20 protein-coding genes and 1 pseudogene (1 of these 21 only partly in view) are annotated in these 19,942 nt (G+C 60.8%); 15 read left to right on the top strand and 6 right to left on the bottom strand.

Translation table 11 applies throughout. From position 1 onward, the window contains the following. Positions 1-75: 75 nt before the first annotated feature. Positions 76-519 carry an RNA polymerase-binding protein DksA gene (gene dksA / locus CD58_RS24220; RefSeq protein WP_025215509.1) on the bottom strand — a complete coding sequence of 148 codons (444 nt, stop codon included), beginning with the start codon at positions 517-519 and terminating at the stop codon, positions 76-78. A gap of 350 nt (positions 520-869) precedes the next feature. On the opposite strand from dksA, the gene CD58_RS24215 reads away from it, so the two are divergent. After that, positions 870-2,042 (top strand): pyridoxal phosphate-dependent aminotransferase, encoded by a 1,173-nt coding sequence (locus tag CD58_RS24215; RefSeq protein ID WP_025215508.1) that lies wholly within the window; start codon positions 870-872, stop codon positions 2,040-2,042. Further along, positions 2,042-2,797: a DNA/RNA nuclease SfsA gene (gene sfsA / locus CD58_RS24210; RefSeq protein WP_025215507.1), complete on the top strand. Its 756-nt coding sequence runs from the start codon at positions 2,042-2,044 to the stop codon at positions 2,795-2,797. Before CD58_RS24215 ends, sfsA begins: the two co-directional genes overlap by 1 nt. Here sfsA and CD58_RS24205 read toward each other — a convergent pair. Beyond that, complete coding sequence (locus CD58_RS24205; RefSeq protein ID WP_025215506.1) at positions 2,753-3,070, bottom strand: Rieske (2Fe-2S) protein; 318 nt, start codon at positions 3,068-3,070, stop codon at positions 2,753-2,755. The two genes, sfsA and CD58_RS24205, sit on opposite strands and share 45 nt — an antisense overlap. Before the next feature lie 263 nt (positions 3,071-3,333). Between CD58_RS24205 and CD58_RS24200 the strand changes: the two genes are divergently transcribed. The 4 genes and pseudogenes from CD58_RS24200 to CD58_RS24185 all read left to right on the top strand — a co-directional run bounded on the left by CD58_RS24200 (position 3,334) and on the right by CD58_RS24185 (position 6,882). Continuing rightward, positions 3,334-4,212: a heme/hemin ABC transporter substrate-binding protein gene (locus CD58_RS24200; protein WP_025215505.1), complete on the top strand. Its 879-nt coding sequence runs from the start codon at positions 3,334-3,336 to the stop codon at positions 4,210-4,212. Between the two features lie 50 nt (positions 4,213-4,262). Continuing rightward, positions 4,263-5,246, top strand: a complete 984-nt coding sequence (locus CD58_RS24195) for a FecCD family ABC transporter permease (protein ID WP_162178174.1) — start codon at positions 4,263-4,265, stop codon at positions 5,244-5,246. After that, complete coding sequence (locus tag CD58_RS24190; protein ID WP_025215503.1) at positions 5,246-6,013, top strand: heme ABC transporter ATP-binding protein; 768 nt, start codon at positions 5,246-5,248, stop codon at positions 6,011-6,013. The genes CD58_RS24195 and CD58_RS24190 overlap by 1 nt, the downstream gene beginning before the upstream one ends. 21 nt (positions 6,014-6,034) lie before the next feature. Then, a pseudogene (locus tag CD58_RS24185) lies at positions 6,035-6,882 on the top strand (ChaN family lipoprotein). Positions 6,883-7,535: 653 nt separating this feature from the next. On the opposite strand, the gene CD58_RS24180 reads toward CD58_RS24185, so the two are convergent. The 3 genes from CD58_RS24180 to CD58_RS24170 form a co-directional block, all read right to left on the bottom strand. Beyond that, complete coding sequence (locus CD58_RS24180; protein WP_025215502.1) at positions 7,536-7,808, bottom strand: TfoX/Sxy family protein; 273 nt, start codon at positions 7,806-7,808, stop codon at positions 7,536-7,538. 234 nt (positions 7,809-8,042) lie between these two features. Next, positions 8,043-8,384 (bottom strand): pentapeptide repeat-containing protein, encoded by a 342-nt coding sequence (locus tag CD58_RS24175; protein ID WP_025215501.1) that lies wholly within the window; start codon positions 8,382-8,384, stop codon positions 8,043-8,045. A gap of 94 nt (positions 8,385-8,478) precedes the next feature. Further along, on the bottom strand, positions 8,479-10,035 hold the full coding sequence (locus tag CD58_RS24170; RefSeq protein ID WP_025215500.1) for an AAA family ATPase: 1,557 nt from the start codon (positions 10,033-10,035) through the stop codon (positions 8,479-8,481). A gap of 117 nt (positions 10,036-10,152) precedes the next feature. Between CD58_RS24170 and mrcB the strand changes: the two genes are divergently transcribed. The 3 genes from mrcB to CD58_RS24155 are packed head-to-tail and all read left to right on the top strand — an operon-like array spanning position 10,153 to position 13,536. Then, positions 10,153-12,471: a penicillin-binding protein 1B gene (mrcB, locus tag CD58_RS24165; RefSeq protein WP_025215499.1), complete on the top strand. Its 2,319-nt coding sequence runs from the start codon at positions 10,153-10,155 to the stop codon at positions 12,469-12,471. A gap of 16 nt (positions 12,472-12,487) precedes the next feature. After that, a complete protein-coding gene (locus tag CD58_RS24160; RefSeq protein WP_025215498.1) occupies positions 12,488-13,207 on the top strand; it encodes a tetratricopeptide repeat protein in 720 nt (239 codons plus the stop codon). Then, positions 13,207-13,536: a YqcC family protein gene (locus tag CD58_RS24155; RefSeq protein ID WP_025215497.1), complete on the top strand. Its 330-nt coding sequence runs from the start codon at positions 13,207-13,209 to the stop codon at positions 13,534-13,536. The genes CD58_RS24160 and CD58_RS24155 overlap by 1 nt, the downstream gene beginning before the upstream one ends. Positions 13,537-13,542: 6 nt before the next feature. Here the strand turns inward: CD58_RS24155 and CD58_RS24150 are convergent, their stop codons facing one another. Beyond that, positions 13,543-13,965: a DUF4124 domain-containing protein gene (locus CD58_RS24150; protein ID WP_025215496.1), complete on the bottom strand. Its 423-nt coding sequence runs from the start codon at positions 13,963-13,965 to the stop codon at positions 13,543-13,545. Positions 13,966-14,365: 400 nt separating this feature from the next. Here CD58_RS24150 and CD58_RS24145 point away from each other — a divergent pair, with 400 nt between their 5' ends. The 6 genes from CD58_RS24145 to msrQ form a co-directional block, all read left to right on the top strand. Further along, positions 14,366-16,090, top strand: coding sequence for an acetolactate synthase 3 large subunit (locus tag CD58_RS24145; RefSeq protein ID WP_025215495.1), 1,725 nt, complete (start codon positions 14,366-14,368; stop codon positions 16,088-16,090). A 2-nt stretch (positions 16,091-16,092) separates the two neighbouring features. Then, positions 16,093-16,584 (top strand): acetolactate synthase small subunit, encoded by a 492-nt coding sequence (ilvN, locus tag CD58_RS24140; RefSeq protein WP_003176102.1) that lies wholly within the window; start codon positions 16,093-16,095, stop codon positions 16,582-16,584. Between the two features lie 46 nt (positions 16,585-16,630). Continuing rightward, a complete protein-coding gene (gene ilvC / locus CD58_RS24135; protein WP_003185459.1) occupies positions 16,631-17,647 on the top strand; it encodes a ketol-acid reductoisomerase in 1,017 nt (338 codons plus the stop codon). A 144-nt stretch (positions 17,648-17,791) separates the two neighbouring features. Next, complete coding sequence (gene pssA / locus CD58_RS24130; RefSeq protein ID WP_025215494.1) at positions 17,792-18,637, top strand: CDP-diacylglycerol--serine O-phosphatidyltransferase; 846 nt, start codon at positions 17,792-17,794, stop codon at positions 18,635-18,637. A gap of 75 nt (positions 18,638-18,712) precedes the next feature. Continuing rightward, positions 18,713-19,726, top strand: a complete 1,014-nt coding sequence (gene msrP, locus CD58_RS24125; RefSeq protein ID WP_025215493.1) for a protein-methionine-sulfoxide reductase catalytic subunit MsrP — start codon at positions 18,713-18,715, stop codon at positions 19,724-19,726. Further along, positions 19,726-19,942, top strand: the start of a protein-coding gene (gene msrQ, locus CD58_RS24120) for a protein-methionine-sulfoxide reductase heme-binding subunit MsrQ (protein ID WP_025215492.1). 404 nt of this gene lie beyond the right edge of the window; the window shows 217 of its 621 coding nt (coding positions 1-217); its start codon is at positions 19,726-19,728; the stop codon falls past the right edge of the window. Before msrP ends, msrQ begins: the two co-directional genes overlap by 1 nt.

Below are 19,942 nucleotides of genomic sequence, written 5' to 3'. Positions count from 1 at the left end.
CACGCTTGGAGGAAGTTTCAGAAACAAAAAAACGGAGCGTGTGAACGCTCCGTTTTTTTGTGACAGCCCGGGCAATTACTTGCCGACCTGTTTTTCCTTGATTTCCGCCAGGGTCTTGCAGTCGACACACATGTCGGCGGTTGGACGTGCTTCCAGTCGCTTGATGCCGATCTCGACGCCGCAGGACTCGCACCAACCGTATTCTTCGTCTTCGATCAGTTGCAAGGTCTTGTCGATTTTCTTGATGAGCTTGCGCTCACGGTCACGGGCGCGCAGTTCCAGGCTGAATTCTTCTTCCTGGCTGGCACGGTCGGCCGGGTCAGGGAAGTTGGCCGCGTCGTCTTTCATGTGATCCACGGTGCGGTCGACTTCCTGCATCAAGTCCTGTTTCCACTTGTTCAGGATCTTGGTGAAGTGCGCGCGCATGGGGGCGCCCATGTACTCTTCGCCAGCTTTCTGGACGTAAGGCTCAAACCCGCTGAGCGTCTGATTTTGATTCTGCTTTGCTTGGGTGGGCATGAATGGACCGCCTCTACTCTTGTAATCCACTACGCAGGATTGCTCCATCACCGACACCTGCCGGCCCTGCGGCTGCAAGCGGGCGAACTTACCAGATCAAATCGGGCCGCGCTACTCCCGGTTGTCGAGCCTGCGGCGGCCGGGGCTTTGTAAAGCGTGGTCGGGTTCGGTTCGGTGCAGATGTAATCCTGCTCAATGCTTGATTCTAGTCAAGCCTGGGCCAATCGCTGGAGTCATTTCCAGTAATCCGAGGGCTCTGACCGCTTGAGGTTCGCGCTCGTTCCGCAGTTGTTTCTGACTTGGGCGCAGAGTTGGGTAGAATCGGTTCTTTTTCACCTGAAGGAAGGCCAATGGCTCAGCCCTACAGTGCGCGCAGCCGCGCCATCGAACCTTTCCATGTGATGGCGCTGCTGGCCCGTGCCAATGAATTGCAGGCCGTGGGGCATGACGTCATCCACCTGGAGATCGGCGAGCCAGACTTCACCACGGCCGAGCCGATCATCCAGGCCGGCCAGGCGGCGCTGGCGGCGGGCAAGACCCGCTACACCGCCGCCCGTGGCATTCCCGAGTTGCGTGAAGCCATCGCGGGTTTTTACGCCCAGCGCTACGGGGTGGACCTCGATCCACGACGGATCCTGGTCACCCCGGGTGGGTCCGGTGCGTTGCTGCTGGCCAGCGCCTTGCTGGTGGACCCAGGCAAACACTGGTTGTTGGCCGACCCTGGCTATCCGTGTAACCGCCACTTCCTGCGCTTGGTGGAAGGCGCGGCGCAATTGGTGCCGGTGGGTCCGGACGTGCGTTACCAATTGACGCCGGACCTGGTGGACCGCCATTGGGACCAGGACAGCGTCGGCGCGCTGGTGGCGTCGCCGGCCAACCCGACCGGGACAATCCTCACCCGGGACGAGTTGGCCGGGTTGTCCAAGGCCATCAAGCGGCATAACGGCCATCTGGTGGTGGATGAGATCTACCACGGCTTGACCTACGGCACCGACGCCGCCAGCGTGCTGGAAGTCGACAACGATGCCTTTGTCCTTAATAGTTTTTCCAAGTATTTCGGCATGACCGGCTGGCGGCTTGGCTGGCTGGTGGCCCCTTCGGCGGCCGTGGGCGAGCTGGAAAAACTCGCGCAGAACCTCTACATCAGTGCGCCGAGCATGGCTCAGTACGCGGCCCTGGCCTGTTTTGAACCCGCCACCATCGAAATCTTCGAGCAACGTCGGGCCGAGTTCGCGCTGCGGCGCGACTTTCTGCTGCCGGCCCTGCGTGAGTTGGGCTTCGGTATCGCGGTGGAGCCGGAGGGGGCGTTTTACCTCTACGCCGATATCAGCGCGTTCGGTGGCGATGCCTTTGCGTTCTGCCAGCATTTCCTGGAAACCGAGCACGTGGCGTTTACGCCGGGCCTGGATTTCGGACGTTACCAGGCCGGCCACCATGTGCGTTTCGCCTACACCCAGAGCCTGCCGCGGCTTCAAGAAGCGGTGGAACGAATCGAACGTGGACTGCGGAGCTGGCAAGGCTGATGCGTTTTTCCCCTGCGTTGGAAGAAGGTCGACTGATTCGACGTTACAAGCGTTTTCTCGCCGATATCGAGACCGTTCATGGCGAACTTCTGACTATCCACTGCCCGAACACCGGTTCGATGCTCAATTGCATGGCCGAAGGCGCACGCGTCTGGTTCAGTCGCTCCAGCGACCCCAAGCGCAAGCTGCCCGGCACTTGGGAAATCGGCGAAACCCCGCAGGGGCGGCTCGCCTGCATCAATACCGCGCGGGCCAATGCCTTGATCGAAGAGGCTCTGCGCGCCGGGGTCATCAGCGAATTGAACGGGTTTACCGGGCTCAAGCGTGAAGTGGCCTATGGTCAGGAAAACAGCCGTATCGATTTCAGGCTGGACTACGAAAACAGTTCGGCTTGGGTCGAAGTCAAAAGCGTCACGCTGGGTTTTGAGGGCACGGATGTGGCGGCGTTTCCCGATGCCGTGACCCTGCGCGGAGCCAAGCATCTGCGCGAACTCGCCTGCCTGGCCCGGGAAGGCGTGCGGGCGGTGCAGCTGTATTGCGTAAACCTGAGCGGCATCGAGGCGGTGCGCCCGGCGCAGGAAATCGACCCGGTGTACGCGGCTGCCTTGCGCGATGCGGTGGCGGCGGGGGTGGAGGTGCTGGCCTATGGCGTCACGCTGACCGCCGAGCAGATGTGGGTGGATCGTCCGTTGCCGGTGTTGCTCGAACCCCTACAGCTGCACCCAGATTCCTTGTTCGTCCTCCCGGCTGTCTAACGCCGCCAGGAACTGACCGGCGCAGGGGCCGGCCACGCATTCACCGCTTTCGATCAGAAACAGTGCACCATGGGTGGCGCATTGGATCAGGCTGGCGCTGGGGTCGAGAAACTGGTCGGGTTGCCATTCCAATGGCACGCCGCGGTGCGGGCAACGGTTGAGATAGGCATAAACCTGGCCCGCGCGCCGCACCGCCAGCACCTTGCGCCCATCGATGTCGAAACCGCGACTGCCGTTGTCGGGCAATTGGGCGGCGGTACAAAGAAACTTCATGTGTGTCTCGATATTGGTCGGAGTCAATCCACTGTGGGAGCAAGCTGCTCGCGATGACGAGGGTACATTCAACATCTCGGTGACTGACACGTCGCTATCGCGAGCAAGCTCGCTCCCACAGGGTTTCGTGTGGCTGAAGGTTCACGCTTGACGGCCAAATGAAAACAATTATCAAATGGCGCCTCCTTCGCAGAGGCTGAGGATACTTGGCCCGACGGGTCCATGCTCGACCCTGTGGAAAACTTCTTCGAGGAAGCTGCCTGATGCGCCTGAATATCCGCGTTGTTGCGCTCTGTGTCGCACTGCTGATGAACCAAGGGGCCACTGCGGCCGATTTGCCACAACGCTGGGTCAGTGCCGGCGGCGCATTATCGGAATGGGTCAGCGCCTTGGGTGGCGAATCGAAACTGGTGGGCGTGGACACCACCAGCCAGCATCCACAATCCCTGCGGGCCCTGCCCAGTATCGGTTATCAGCGACAGCTGTCGGCGGAGGGCGTGCTGAGCCTGCGCCCGCAGATCCTGATGGGCACTGAAGAAATGGGCCCGCCGCCGGTGTTGTCGCAGATCCGCAGCGCCGGAGTGCAGATCGAATTGTTCTCGGCCACACCGGATCTGCCGACCCTCCAGGGCAATCTACGGCACTTGGGGCAGTTGCTGGGGGCCGAGGCCGAGGCGGCGCAGTTGTTCGACCGTTATCAAAAACAGCTCGCCGAACAAAATGCCCGGGTGACCGAGGCCCAGCGTAAACAAAAGACGCCCGGCGTATTGCTGTTGGTGGGCAGCTCCGGCGGCAAGTCACTGGTCGCGGGCAAGGGCACTGCCGCCGACTGGCTATTGCAGCAGGCCGGTGGTCACAACCTGGCGACCCACAGCGGTTACAAGCCGTTTTCAGTGGAGACCCTGGCGAGCCTGAATCCCGAAGTATTGGTCTTCGCCGACCGCACCTTGAGCGGTGAAGACGCGCGGGCGGCCTTGTTCAAGGAAAACCCGATCCTCTCATCGACCCGGGCCGCCACTGCTGGGCGTGTTATCGAACTCGACCCGACGCTGCTGGTAGGCGGCTTGGGGCCGCGGTTGCCGCAAAGCCTGGCGCAATTGACGGCCGGGTTCTATCCGACCCCGTCGGCCAAGGCGCCATGACCCGGTTGGTCAAGCCGCGCAGCTTGTTCATCGGCCTGAGTGTGCTGTGTCTGCTGGCGATCTGGCTGTCCCTGGCCCTGGGGCCAGTGAGCTTGCCGTTGTTCGATACCCTGCGCGTCGCGTTGCGCCTGCTAGGTTTGCCGGTGGCTGCCGATGGCCTGGAGCAGGCCGAACTGATCCTTGGCCAGATCCGTTTGCCGCGCACCTTGCTGGGGCTGGCGGTGGGCGGGGTATTGGCGTTGTCCGGTGTAGCGATGCAGGGGCTGTTCCGCAACCCCCTGGCCGATCCGGGCTTGGTGGGGGTTTCCGCTGGCGCGGCGCTGGGCGCAGCCTTCGCCATTGTCGGTGGTTCGGCGTTGGGTGGATTGCCCGAAGCCTTCGGCCCCTACGTGTTGTCGTTGTGTGCATTTCTCGGTGGGCTCGGGGTCGCGGCGCTGGTCTATCGCCTCGGTCGACGCAACGGCCAGACCCACGTCGCGACCATGCTCCTGGCCGGTATTGCCCTGACCGCGTTGTCCGGCTCGGCCGTTGGCCTGCTCACTTACCTGGCGGACGACGCAACCTTGCGCACCCTGACGTTCTGGAACCTGGGCAGTCTCAACGGCGCCAGCTATGCGCGGTTGTGGCCGCTGTTGCTGGTCAGCGCCGGGGTGGCGCTCTGGTTGCCACGTCGGGGCCGGGCGCTCAATGCATTGTTGTTGGGTGAATCCGAGGCGGCCCATCTGGGCATCGACGTCGAAGGCCTCAAGCGGGAGCTGGTGCTCTGCACGGCCTTGGGCGTTGGCGCGGCGGTGGCGGCAGCGGGCATGATTGGTTTTGTCGGGCTGGTGGTGCCCCATCTGGTGCGGCTGGTGGCGGGCCCCGACCATCGCGTCCTGCTGCCGGCTTCAGTGTTGGCGGGGGCGAGCCTGCTGCTGTTCGCCGACTTGGTGGCACGCCTGGCACTGGCACCGGCGGAGCTACCGATCGGCATCATCACGGCCTTTATCGGGGCGCCGTTCTTTCTTTATCTGTTGCTGCGAGGGCGCGCCTGATGTTGCGAGCGCAGAACCTGCACATTCACCGTGGTCGCCAAACCGTGCTGGCGGATGTCGATCTGGTGCTTCAACCCGGCGAAGTGCTCGGGGTGCTCGGGCCTAATGGTGCGGGAAAAAGTACCTTGTTGGCGGGCCTGTGCGGCGAATTGCGCCCGGCCCAGGGAGAGGTCTGGCTCGATGATCGGCCGCTGGCGCAGTGGAACGGTGCCGAGCGCGCCCGTCGCCTGGCGGTGTTGCCGCAGTCTTCGACCCTGGACTTTGCCTTCCGCGTCGAGGAGGTGGTCGGCATGGGGCGCCTGCCTCATCAGAGTGGGCGAGTGCGCGATGAGCAAATCGTCGCGTCGGCGTTGCAAACCGCAGATGCGGCGCATCTGCACGGCCGCAGTTACCTGGCCTTGTCGGGAGGCGAGCGCCAGCGCGTACATCTGGCGCGGGTACTTGCGCAGCTGTGGCCGGGCGAGGCGGGGCAAACCTTGTTGCTGGATGAGCCAACCTCAATGCTCGATCCCCTGCATCAGCACACCATCCTGCAGGCGGTGCGTGAATTCGCTGATCGCGGCGGCGCCGTGCTGGTGATCCTGCATGACCTGAACCTGGCGGCGCGTTACTGTGATCGCCTGTTGCTGCTCGCATCCGGCCGGCCGGTGGCCCTGGACACACCCCAGCAAGTGCTGCGCCCGGAGCCGCTCAAAGCGGTGTTTGGCCTGGAGGTGCTGGTGCAACCCCATCCGGAACGCGGGCATCCATTGATCATCGCCCGTTGAGGGTGCCTTGAGGATGTAAACGTGCGCCTGATCCTGATACTGGCATTGAGTGTATTGACGGCTTGTCAGAGCCTCACGCCGCCCCCGGTCGACGGGCAGATCCGTGATCTGCACACTGGCCAGGCCCTGACGTCCCAGGCGCTGGTCGACCGCCTGGCGAAGGCCCCCGGGTGGTGGTGGGTGAGCAGCATGACAATCGAGATCACCACGCCTTGCAGCTATGGCTGCTCCAAGCCTTGGCCGGGCAGCGGGACCAAGGCAGCTTGTTGCTGGAAATGCTGACTCCATCCCAACAGCCGCGAGTGGACGCAGTCCGCCGGTTACCCGCCTTGCCAAAGGATCTGCCTGGGGCACTGGATTGGTCGCCGGGCTGGGACTGGACTCTGTATGGGCCCGTCGTCGAGTTCGCCCTGGCACAACATTATCCTTTACTGGCGGCCAACCTGGACGCCGCCGAGATCCAACGCGCCTATCGCCAAGCGCCGGACTTGAGCGGCACTCGTGCCAATGCGGTTGCGGTAAAGAACGCGCTATTGGGGCAAATCCGCGAATCCCACTGCGGTCTGCTGCCTGAATCACAAATGCTGGCGATGCTGGCTGTCCAGCAACAGCGTGACCGGCGCATGGCGGAACGCCTATTGAGTACACCGACACCCGCATTGCTATTCGCCGGCGCCTGGCATGGACGCAAGGATGTTGGCGTGCCGCTACATACCCTGGACCTCGGCGCCGACGAAGCGCCAATCGTCCTGATGCTGGCCGAAGAGGGCAGCGAGGTGACATCGGCCATGGCCGATTACGTCTGGTACACCCCCGCCAAACCACCCCAGGATTACTGCGCGCAGATGCGTGAGCACATGAAGAACTGAATAGGCTTGCGCGGACCGGACACAGGGTTGACGGGTGTGCGGGGACATAGTGGACACTTTCCAGTTTCACCGAAAAGCCGCCGTTGCTTTTGCTTTTGCTTTGCTTTGCTTTTGCTCTGCTGTGGACGTTGATCTCGGCGCCCCATTAACCACGCTGGCCGAACGCAGGCATTGCGCAGTGGGCAACCCGGCATGGATGCCGGGTTAGCCGCGCTGGGCCATGGATGGCCCTTCGCGGCGGCCCACGGAGCAATGCCTGCGTTCGGGCATGCCGAGCCTAGGCGAGGCACCGAGTGGTGGGGCATGAGCGCTTTGGTTACTTTCGCGCTTTTCGAAAGTGACCCGCCGTAAGGGCGGAACCGCCAGTAGCCGTTACCGCAGAAACGGATATACACACAAACCCCGCCCCCAAAAAGAGAGGGCTGTTTTTGAGCAGACAAAAAAAGACCCGGCAAGAGCCGGGTCAAATAACCGTGATTAGCCTGATGAGGAGATATCTGAGAGTCCGAACCAAGGGCTGTTCAAATATCGACCAGTCTCGCGACCGGATGTGCTAATCATAGCGATTCTCATTACCATGTCAAACATTGTTTTTCCGAATCGCCAAAATAACCCGATCAGTCACAGCACCCGTCGAAAAACAAAGAAGAAAGTCAGCCTTTATGACGCGTCGAAATAGCCTCCAACTGCTGATTAAGGGCTTCCTTGCGCTCTGCAGGAATATCGTTCCAATGCACATCCATCAACGCGCCTTCGATGGCATACAGCAACACCTTGGAAGCCCGGAAGCCGCGAGTGCGCACGGCCCGATAGGCATCCACCGCGCCAAGCCGGCGTAGATCCGAGGCGCTATGAATGCCCACGGCATGCAGCCACTGGGCTGATGTCTTGCCCAGATTCTTCAGGTGTTGCAGTTCATCATTCATCGAGCCTCCTTGCGACGGCCGACTGGTGCGTTGGGCAAGCTTCTGAGCAGTGTAGCGGTCAGTAGGAAAAGCGTGATTCTTTGGTGGGATTCAACGCAAAAGCTTCTAATGCATTACGCACGATGGAGGGGGAGGGCGCAGCAAGGTGCATCGTCCAGCGCGAGCGGGGGCGCTGGAGCTCAGTCCGGTCTGTGGGAGGTCTGCCGCGTATCGGCCTACCCGGTTTCCACAGTGTCAGCGGGTGCGGTAACGCAGCCGGGTGCCGAAATTCATCGACATCAGGATTTCGTCGGCAGACAACTCAGGCGGGAAGTAGGCACCGGATATTTGCGCATGGGCCAGGCTCGCGCCTTCCAGTGACGACTTACGAAAATCGATGCCGCGCAAATCGGCGGAACGGAAGTAAGCGTCGCTGAAATCAATGTCGTCCGCGTTCAGTTCCCGCAGATCAAGGCCACGAAAATCGCCGCCACGCATGTCGACCGGACCTTGAGGGCGTTCACTGTTGAAACCTGCGATATCGTCTTTACGCAGCAAGGCATAAAGCGGGGTATTGAGAAGCTTGGGTAGGCTCATTTCATATCACCTGTTGGTTTTATGACGCCAGTATAGTGCCACTATTTGGCGGCCGTGAAGCCGGGTATCGCCTCACGACCGAAGAAATAGTGACTTACAGGCCCGGCAGGCGCTGACGGATCTGCGCGACCACAACATCGAGCGTGCCGCTTTCATTGGTTTGGACCCGTTTGCTGCAGAGAATTTCCGCCGGGGTGAGCGCTTCACGGCTGGCTTGTTGTGCAGCGATGACGGCCAGGTTCGCGTCCGAGGGGTCTTTCTGGTCGGCTTGACGCTGGGCCAGCCGGCTTTCGATGACGGCTTGCGGCGCATTGCAATCAAGGATTAGGAATGGAGCGCCTGTGGCCTCGGCGACTTTCGCTGCCGCGTCGCGCTGATCGCACTTGAGGTAAGTGGCATCGACCACCACCGGGAAACCGGCGCGCAGAATCACGTCGGCGATTTCATGCAGGCGGGCATAGGTGGCGCTGCTGGCGTCGCTGCTATAGATGCCGGTTTGTGGATCGTTGGGAACTTGTTGCTCACCGAACAGGCGCTTGCGCTCCACGTCCGAACGCAAGCGAATCGCCCCCAGTGCTTCCACCAGGCGCATGGCGACATGGCTTTTGCCAACGGCCGAAACACCGTGGGTAATGGCCAGGAAACGTGACGGGATGGTGCTGTAGCTTTCGGCCAGGTTGGCATAGTTGCGGTATTGGCGAAGGGTCGTGGCGCGCTGCACCGGATCGGCTTCGGCCGGCATGCTGAACAGTGCGACCTTGGCGCGGACCAGGGCACGGTAGGCTTTATAGAAGTTCAGCAGTTCCAGGCCCCGGTAATCACCGGTCAACTCCAGGTATTGGCTGACAAAGCGCCGCGCCAGGGATTTGAGCCCACGGTCTTCCAGGTCCATCGCCAGGAACGCCGTGTCGGCGTAGACGTCGGTGAAGCGGAACGGCTCGTTGAACTCGATGCAGTCGAAAATCACCACGTTGCCGTCAATCAATGTGATGTTGCCCAGGTGGATATCGCCATGGCATTCACGGATGAAACCGTCGGTCTTGCGCTCGGTGAGCAGCGGCTTGAGGCGTTCGAAGCTGCTTTCGGCCCAGGCTTGCAGCGCTTCGAGTTGTAGCAGGTCAGCCTTGTCGCTGAGGAACGGGCGAATCTGTTCGAAGTTCTGCCGTACGGGCGCCATCACGCTGTCCGGGGTGCCGGCAGCATTTTCTGCGGGCACTTTGGGCGTGCTCAGGTGAAATTGAGCGATCTGCGCGGCCATCTCGTCGATGTGCGTGGTGGTCAGTTCACCGTTGGCTTGCAAGGTGCTGAGCAGTTGGCTTTGCGGGAACTGACGCATCTTCAGGGCGTATTCGACGGCTGGACCGTCGCCGCCCAATTGCGGTGCTTCGGCGCTGCCGGTGATCGGCAGGACTTCCAGGTACAGGTCCTGGGTCAAGCGCTGGTTGAGGCGCAATTCTTCACCGCAGAAATGTTTGCGCGCCTCCAGGCTGGTGAAGTCGAGGAAACCGAAATTGACCGGCTTTTTGAATTTGTAGGCGTAGGGCCCGGTGAGCAATACCCAGGAAATGTGGGTTTCGATGACCTGGAACCCTTCGACGGGATGCGGGTAGAGGGCCGGGTTTTGCAGGGCAGCGATCAGGGATTGGCTCACGGGCGATCCTTCAGAGTCTGGGAAAATTCAAGGCCGTCATTATGGCGGCAAGCCGCGCTAACGCAAACCTCGTCGGCCTCATGTTGAACCGCCGCAAAGTGCGTATAATCCGCCGCCATGACTCGTACCCGATCCCCCCGCACCCCCAAGAAACCACCCGCCAGCCGCCTGCGGCCCTGGCTGGGCTGGGCCCTTAAACTCAGCCTGGTTGGCCTCGTCGTGCTCGCCGGTTTTGCGGTCTATCTCGATGCCGTGGTCCAGGAGAAGTTCTCCGGCAAGCGCTGGACCATTCCGGCCAAGGTCTACGCCCGGCCGTTGGAGCTGTTCGTCGGACAAAAGCTGAGCAAGGAAGACTTCCTGACCGAACTCGATGCCTTGGGCTATCGCCGTGAAAGCGTGGCCAATGGCCCGGGCGCGGCCTCGGTCAATGGCAATACCGTCGACCTCAATACCCGTGGCTTCCAGTTCTACGAGGGCATGGAGCAGGCGCAACCGGTGCGGGTGCGTTTCTCCGGCGACTACGTGGCAGCGCTGACCGGCGCCAACAACGCGAGCCTGTCGGTGGTACGCCTTGAGCCGCTGCTGATTGGTGGTCTGTACCCGAAGAATCTCGAAGACCGGATCCTGATCAAGATCGACCAGGTGCCGCCGTTCCTGCTCGATACGCTGATCGCCGTCGAAGACCGCGACTTCTATCATCACTTCGGTGTCTCGCCCAAGTCGATTGCCCGGGCTGTCTGGGTCAACACGTCCTCGGGCCATATGCGCCAGGGTGGCAGTACCCTGACCCAACAGTTGGTCAAGAACTTCTACCTGACCAACGAGCGCAGTCTCACCCGCAAGCTCACCGAAGCCATGATGGCGCTGCTGCTGGAGATGCACTACGACAAGCAGGAGATCCTGGAGGCGTACCTCAACGAGGTCTTCATCGGCCAGGACGGTCAGCGGGCGGTGCACGGTTTCGGCCTCGCCAGCCAGTTCTTCTTCAGCCAGCCGTTGTCCGAGCTCAAGCTGCATCAGGTGGCGTTGCTGGTGGGCATGGTCAAGGGGCCTTCTTCCTACAACCCGCGGCGTAATCCGGAACGTGCCCTCGAGCGGCGCAACCTGGTGCTCGACCTGCTACAACAACAAGGCGTGGCAACGGCCGAGCAGGTCGAAGCGGCAAAGAAAATGCCACTGGGCGTGACCAAGCGCGGCAGTCTGGCGGACAGCTCGTTCCCCGGCTTCATGGACCTGGTCAAGCGCCAACTGCGTCAAGATTACCGTGACGAAGACTTGACCGAAGAGGGCCTGCGGATCTTCACCAGTTTCGACCCGATCCTGCAAATGAAGGCCGAAGCGTCGGTCGAGGACACCTTCAAACGGCTGGGCGGGCGCAAGGGCGCCGAAGAGGTCGAAGCCGCCATGGTGGTGACCAACCCGGAGACTGGCGAAGTCCAGGCCATGATCGGCAGTCGCCAGGCCAGCTTCGCCGGCTTCAATCGGGCGCTGGATGCGGTCCGCCCGATTGGCTCCCTGATCAAGCCTGCGGTGTACCTCACCGCGCTGGAGAAACCGAGCCAGTACACGCTGACCAGTTGGTTGTCGGACGAGACGTTCTCGGTCAAGGGCGCGGACGGCCAAGTCTGGAAGCCACAGAACTATGATCGTCGCTCCCACGGCACGGTATTCCTGTACCAGGGGCTGGCGCATTCCTACAACCTCTCGACGGCTCGCCTCGGGCTGGAAGTGGGTGTGCCGAACGTACTCAAGACCCTGGCGCGCCTGGGGGTAAGCCGCGAATTCCCGGCGTTTCCGTCGATGCTGCTGGGGGCCGGTGGCCTCACGCCAATCGAGGTGGCCGCCATGTACCAGACGCTGGCCAACGGTGGTTTCAATACGCCTATGCGCGGGATCCGCAGTGTGCTGACCGCCGATGGCGAACCGCTCAAGCGTTATCCGTTCCAGATCCAGCAGCGGTTTGATCCGGCTTCTATTTATCTGATCCAGAGCGCTATGCAGCGGGTCATGCGTGAAGGTACCGGCAGTTCGGTTTATAACGTGTTGCCTCGGACCCTGAACCTGGCAGGCAAGACCGGTACCAGTAACGATTCGCGTGACAGTTGGTTCGCCGGCTTCAGCCAGGATCTGCTGGCCGTGGTCTGGCTCGGACGGGATGACAACGGCAAGACCCCGTTCACCGGTGCCACCGGCGCGTTGCAGGTCTGGACCAGTTTCATGCGCAAGGCCGACCCGTTGCCCCTGGACATGCCGCAACCGGACAACATCGTTCAGGCCTGGGTCGATTCGCGCACCGGACAAGGTTCCGACGCCAATTGCCCGGGCGCCGTACAGATGCCGTATATTCGCGGCAGCGAGCCGCCACCCGGTGCTGCCTGTGGCGGCACGAATCCCGCCGAGTCGGTGATGGATTGGGTCAAGGACTGGATGAATTAAGCAAAGAGGGTTTCAAGTGAACAAGTGGTTGATTCCAGCGGTAACGGCCGTGGCTTTGCTCAGTGGTTGCTCTACCGTACAGCGCGGTTCGATTCCGGTGGTCGACTCCGGCACGGCGGTTTCCAACAGTGAGCGGGTCTCGGCCAACGGCGGTTTCCGGCAAACGACCGTGAAGCGGCCAGTGCAAGGCCAGACCCAGGCGATTCCCCAAGGCGACACCGGTGTCGTGGTGATGGTGCCGGGTGGTGGAGCCGTGACCTCGGCGCCGATCAGCAGCACACCGATCACGCCGGGCCCCATCACGCCGGGACCTATCGAGACCTCGCCGGTCGATCAGGGCAGCTACAGCATGCCTTCGACGCCGAGCAGCATTCCGTCCACCCGTTCGGGCGGTTTGTCCGCCGATGAACAATTGGACGGTCCGGTACTGGCCCTGCTCACCACTGCGCAACAGCAGCAGGCCGGGGGCGACCTCAACGGTGCGTCTTCCAGTCTGGAGCGTGCCCAGCGTGTAGCGCCGCGGGAACCGCAGGTGCTTTATCGCCTGGCCCAAGTGCGCATGGCCCAGGGTGATGCGCCGCAAGCTGAACAACTCGCCCGTCGTGGCCTGACCTTCAGCAGTGGTCGTCCGGCGCTTCAGGCCAGCCTGTGGGAATTGATTGCCCAGGCTCGTGAGAAACAGGGCGACTCGGCTGGTGCCGCGTTGGCCCGTCAGAAGGCCAAGGTATCGCTCTGATGGATGCACGTTTTCCCCAGATTGCCGATCAGTTGCTGCTGATCGAACGGGAGTTGCGGGTCCAGGGCTGGTGGAGCGACGTTTCGCCTTCGGCCGAGGCGTTGGCCAGTGTCGAACCGTTCGCGGTCGACACCCTGGACTTCGAGCAATGGCTGCAATGGATTTTCCTGCCGCGGATGAAAGCCATCCTGGAAAATGACCTGCCGCTGCCCAACGCCTCGGGCATCCTCGCCATGGCGGAAATGGTCTATGCCCAGCGCCCCGGGCAGGGCGTGGAGTTGCAGCGGCTGTTGGCGCAGTTCGATCAGATGATCAGCAACGTCGGCTGACCGACCTTACTGGCAATGCTCATCGATCTGCTTGCGGGTTTCCTCGATGCGCTGGCGCCGCTCTTCGCCAGTGAGGCGGCGCATTTCCCCTTCTACGTCTTCACGTACCCGCGGGTTGTTCTGTAACTGCGCCAGGTTGGTCCGGGCCTGTTCGCAGAATGCCTTGAGCTGGGCTTGCTGCTCGGCAATCTGTTTCTTGACCTCTTTATCGATCGCCTTCTGGTCGCCAATGGGCCCGCCGGAAGGCGGTGCGGGCGGCTTGGCGACGGACGGCGAAGACTTGATCACGGTCGTGGCCTCCGCGTCTTGGGGCGGCTGGGATCCGAAGTGGGTGACCCCCTGGGCATCGACCCATTTGTAGACCTGACCGGCCATGCACATCGGGCTCAGGCCAACCAGCAGGCTGGCCGTCAAGAAGAACATTCGCATGCTGTTTCCTTGTCATGGGTTGCGCAATTGAAGCTAACACAGTTGCCGTTTAAAGGTTTTTTCTTGCGTTCTCATGTGCTTAGTTCGAATAAAGTACATTGACGACTTGACTTGCAGAAGGCGAAACAGAAGAATCCAAAGTCCGCTGTAGAGGGACTGCCAGAAGCAGACCCACTCGGCAGATCATGAGGCGCACATCCGCGCCGACCTGTTACACCCGCAACGCGTTACCTCGCGCTGGGTGGGAAAGACCCGCAACACTTGGGACGATCCCAATACTTGCTCAGTCAGTGCTGACGTAGTCGGCGACCACCGTCGCTCATGCTCTGCCGAGAAGTAAACCTATTAAGACCCGTCCCCTTTTGAGGGTCGGTATTCTGGCGTTTTAGAGGTGAACAACGTGGAGCTTTTATCTGGCGGTGAGATGCTCGTCCGCTTTTTGCGTGACGAAGGCGTCAAGTATATCTACGGGTACCCTGGTGGTGCTCTTCTTCATGTCTATGATGCCCTGTTCAAAGAGCCGGAAGTGACCCACATCCTGGTTCGTCACGAGCAAGCGGCGACCCATATGGCTGACGGCTATGCCCGTGCCACCGGCAAGGCCGGCGTGGTACTGGTGACTTCCGGTCCAGGCGCCACGAACGCCATCACCGGGATCGCCACGGCGTACATGGACTCCATCCCGATGGTGATCATCTCCGGCCAGGTGCCCAGCACCCTGGTTGGCACCGATGCATTCCAGGAAACCGACATGATCGGTATCTCCCGGCCGATCGTGAAGCACAGCTTCATGATCAAGCACGCGTCGGAGATCCCGGAAGTCATGAAGAAGGCCTTCTACCTGGCCGAGTCCGGTCGTCCGGGCCCGGTCGTGGTCGATGTTCCGAAAGACATGACCAACCCGGCCGAGAAGTTCGAATACATCTTCCCGAAAAAAGCCAAGCTGCGCTCCTACAGCCCGGCCGTACGCGGGCACTCCGGGCAAATCCGCAAGGCCGCCGAAATGCTGCTGGCGGCCAAGCGCCCAGTGCTGTACTCGGGTGGTGGCGTGATCCTCGGTAATGGCTCCGCGCCGCTGACCGAGCTGGCGAAAATGCTCAACCTGCCTGTCACCAATACCTTGATGGGGCTGGGCGCCTACCCGGGCACCGACCGTCAGTTTATCGGTATGCTCGGCATGCACGGCAGCTACACCGCCAACCTGGCGATGCACCATGCCGATGTGATCCTGGCAGTCGGCGCGCGTTTCGACGACCGTGTCATCAACGGCCCGGCGAAGTTCTGCCCGAACGCCAAGATCATCCACATCGACATCGATCCGGCTTCCATCTCCAAGACCATCAAGGCAGACGTGCCAATTGTCGGTCCTGTAGAAAGCGTGCTGACCGAAATGGTCGCCATCCTCAAGGAAATTGGCGAGACACCGAACAAGGAGTCCGTGGCCAGTTGGTGGAAGCAAGTGGATGAATGGCGCGGCGACCGTGGCCTGTTCCCTTACGACAAGGGCGACGGCAGCGTGATCAAGCCGCAGACCGTGATCGAGACCCTGTGCGAAGTGACCAAGGGCGATGCCTTTGTGACCTCCGACGTGGGCCAGCACCAGATGTTCGCCGCGCAGTACTACAAGTTCAACAAGCCCAACCGCTGGATCAACTCCGGTGGCCTGGGCACCATGGGCTTCGGTTTCCCGGCGGCCATGGGTATCCAGTTGAGCTTTCCGGATGCCGACGTTGCCTGTGTCACGGGCGAGGGCAGCATCCAGATGAACATCCAGGAGCTGTCCACCTGCCTGCAATACGGTCTGCCGGTGAAGATCGTGATCCTGAACAACGGAGTGCTGGGTATGGTTCGCCAGTGGCAGGACATGAGCTACGGTAGCCGTCACTCGCACTCCTACATGGAATCGTTGCCTGATTTCGTCAAGCTTGCAGAGGCCTATGGTCACGTCGGCATGCGCATCACCGAATCGAAGGATTTGAAGTCGAAGATGGAGGAAGCGTTCGCCATGAAGGACCGTCTGGTGGTCATCGATATTTCGGTCGACACCAGTGAGCACGTCTACCCGATGCAGATCAAAGACGGCTCCATGCGCGATATGTGGCTGAGCAAGACGGAGCGTACCTAATCATGCGACATATTATTTCCCTGCTTCTGGAAAACGAACCGGGTGCGCTGTCTCGTGTTGTGGGCCTGTTCTCGCAGCGCAACTACAACATCGAAAGCCTGACTGTGGCGCCAACCGAAGACCCGACCCTGTCGCGTCTGACGCTGACCACTGTTGGTCACGATGAAGTCATTGAGCAGATCACCAAAAACCTGAACAAGCTGATCGAGGTGGTCAAGCTGGTGGACCTGTCGGAAAGTGCTCACATCGAGCGCGAGCTGATGCTGGTCAAGGTCAAGGCCACCGGCGCCCAGCGCGCCGAGATCAAACGCACTACCGATATTTATCGTGGGCAGATCGTCGATGTCAGCGCCAGCGTCTATACCGTTCAGTTGACCGGTACCAGCGACAAGCTCGACAGCTTCATTCAATCGATCGGCACTGCCTCGATTCTGGAAACCGTACGCAGTGGCGTCACCGGGATTGCCCGTGGCGACAAAGTACTGAGCATCTAAACCAAATTAGCGAATGGCCTGAACGGCCGGGATATAGGGGAAATTCATGAAAGTTTTCTACGATAAAGACTGCGACCTGTCGATCATCCAGGGCAAGAAAGTCGCCATCATCGGCTACGGTTCCCAAGGTCACGCCCAGGCGTGCAACCTGAAGGACTCCGGCGTTGACGTGACCGTCGGCCTGCGTAAAGGCTCGGCCACCGTTGCCAAGGCCGAGGCCCATGGCCTGAAAGTCACCGACGTGGCTTCTGCCGTTGCCGCGGCTGACCTGGTCATGATCCTGACCCCGGACGAGTTCCAGTCTGCCCTGTACAAGAACGAAATCGAGCCGAACATCAAGAAAGGCGCCACCCTGGCCTTCTCCCACGGCTTCGCGATCCACTACAACCAGGTTGTGCCGCGCGCCGACCTCGACGTGATCATGATCGCGCCGAAGGCTCCGGGCCACACCGTACGTTCCGAGTTCGTGAAGGGCGGCGGTATCCCTGACCTGATCGCGATCTACCAGGATGCGTCCGGCAATGCCAAGAACGTCGCCCTGTCCTACGCTGCCGGTGTCGGTGGCGGCCGTACCGGCATCATCGAAACCACTTTCAAGGACGAGACCGAAACCGACCTGTTCGGCGAGCAAGCCGTTCTGTGCGGCGGCACCGTCGAGCTGGTGAAAGCCGGTTTCGAAACCCTGGTCGAAGCGGGCTACGCGCCAGAAATGGCCTACTTCGAATGCTTGCACGAACTGAAACTGATCGTTGACCTCATGTACGAAGGCGGTATCGCCAACATGAACTACTCGATCTCCAACAACGCCGAATACGGCGAGTACGTGACCGGTCCGGAAGTGATCAACGCCGAGTCCCGCCAGGCCATGCGCAACGCCCTGAAACGTATTCAGGACGGCGAATACGCCAAGATGTTCATCAGCGAGGGCGCCACCGGCTATCCTTCGATGACCGCCAAGCGTCGTAACAACGCCGCCCACGGTATCGAAATCATCGGTGAGCAACTGCGCTCGATGATGCCGTGGATCGGTGCCAACAAGATCGTCGACAAAGCCAAGAACTAAGTCGCGAGCTTGATCGAAAAACGCGGCCCTGGCCGCGTTTTTTCGTTTGGGCGGTGGCTTCTGGTATAAAGCTGCATCGTTTGCGGCCGAACCGTCGTCCCAGACACCTGTCGAATTTTTTCACACCGTTGCAAGGTACTGTCCATGACTGAACGTCCCGACGAGCCAAATCAGGCTCCTGACGCCGAAAGCCTGCTACCCATCGATGAACACGTCGAGGAAGGCCATGACGCTGAAGGCCGTAAGGTCCGGCATCGTGGCATCTATCTGCTGCCGAACCTGTTCACCACCGCGAACCTGTTCGCCGGTTTCTATTCCATCATCAGTTCCATGAGCGCCCAGGCCGCGTTGAGCGCTGGTGATAGTGCAGGGGCGAGTCGTTACTTCGCCTTCGCTGCCATTGCGATCTTTGTCGCCATGGTGCTCGACGGTCTGGATGGGCGCGTGGCCCGCATGACCAATACCCAGAGTGCGTTCGGCGCTGAATACGATTCGCTGTCCGACATGGTCGCCTTTGGCGTGGCCCCCGCCTTGCTGGCGTTCGGCTGGGCGCTGGGAGACATGGGCAAGGTCGGCTGGATGGTCGCCTTCATCTATGTGGCGGGTGCCGCGCTGCGCCTGGCACGCTTCAACACGCAAGTCGGCAAGGCTGACAAACGTTACTTCATCGGCCTGGCCAGTCCGGCTGCGGCAGGTGTGGTGGCGGGTGTTGTCTGGGCATTCAGCGACTACGGTATCCAGGGTTCGAAAATGTCGTTCCTGGTGGCGCTGTTGGTCGCGGCGGCCGGGATGTTGATGGTCAGCAACATCAAGTACAACAGCTTCAAGGAACTGGATTTGAAGGGGCGCGTGCCGTTCGTTGCGATTCTGGCGGTGGTGCTGGTGTTCGCGGTGGTCTTCAGTGATCCGCCGCGTATTCTGCTGTTGGTGTTCCTCGCCTATGCCGCTTCCGGACCAGTGCAATACTTACTGCGTCTTCGTCGACGCTAAACGTTGCCTTAATGTAATTTCCCCCATACTCCGCAGTCTATTGGTGCATCTGCCTCCAAATACTGCGGAGTTGTCATGCTGATCAAGATCCCCAAGACGTCCGACTGCCGTGAATCGGACGTCACGCCTGAATCCCTTTATCTATCCCGTCGTCAAATGCTGGGCGCAACCATGGCGGGTCTCGCCGTGAGCAGCCTGCCGCGTTGGGCGGGTGCTGCCGATGCCGCGCGATATACCGATGTCGAGCCCGGCAAGGCACCGTCCTGGTTTGCCGAGAAGCTGCCGTCCACCCAGTGGGGTGCGATCACGGTCAAGGATGAGTCAATCACGCCGTTCAAAGACGCCACCCATTACAACAACTTCTATGAGTTCGGGACCGACAAGGGTGACCCGGCGGCGAATGCCGGATCCTTGAAAACCGAGCCCTGGAGCGTGGTGGTGGACGGGGAGGTGGGCAAGCCGGGCCGTTATGGCCTGGAAGACTTCATGAAGCCCTATCAGTTGGAAGAGCGTATCTATCGCCTGCGCTGTGTCGAAGCCTGGTCCATGGTCATCCCGTGGATTGGTTTTCCCATCTCGGCTTTGCTCAAGCAGGTCGAGCCTACTTCCAAGGCTAAATACATTCGCTTCGAAACCCTGCAGGATCCCAAGGTCATGCCAGGACAGCGCTCCGGCTTCGCCTTGATCGACTGGCCTTATGTGGAAGGCTTGCGGTTGGATGAGGCGATGAACCCGCTGGCAATCCTGGCGGTAGGGATGTACGGGCGAGAGCTCCCAAACCAGAACGGTGCGCCGTTGCGGCTGGTGGTGCCGTGGAAGTACGGTTTCAAAAGTGTGAAGTCCATTGTGCGCATCAGCCTGGTGAGCGAGCAGCCGAAGACGACTTGGCAAAGCATCGCGTCTGATGAATACGGTTTTTATGCCAACGTTAATCCGACGGTCGATCACCCGCGCTGGACCCAGGCCCATGAGCGTCGCTTACCGAGTGGGCTGTTCAGTCCCAACGTTCGCGATACGCTGATGTTCAACGGCTATCAGGATGAAGTCGCTTCTCTTTATGCAGGGATGGACTTGAGGAAGGACTACTGATGCGTTTCCCGATATGGCGGATCGGCGTCTTCGTCGCGGCGGCGATCTGGCCGTTGTTCTGGCTGTACGAGGCTTTGATGAATTCACTGGGTCCTGACCCGGGCAAGGTACTGGTGGATCGTCTCGGGTTGGGGACGCTGACCTTGCTGCTGATCACCTTGAGCATGACGCCGCTGCAGAAGCTGACGGGGTGGGCGGGGTGGATCGCGGTCAGGC

It is taken from the genome of Pseudomonas brassicacearum (assembly GCF_000585995.1).
In the GTDB taxonomy this organism is placed as follows: Bacteria; Pseudomonadota; Gammaproteobacteria; order Pseudomonadales; family Pseudomonadaceae; genus Aquipseudomonas; species Aquipseudomonas brassicacearum_A.
Note: the sequence above shows the minus strand (reverse complement) of the source record. Positions and strands in the feature narration are given on the sequence as shown.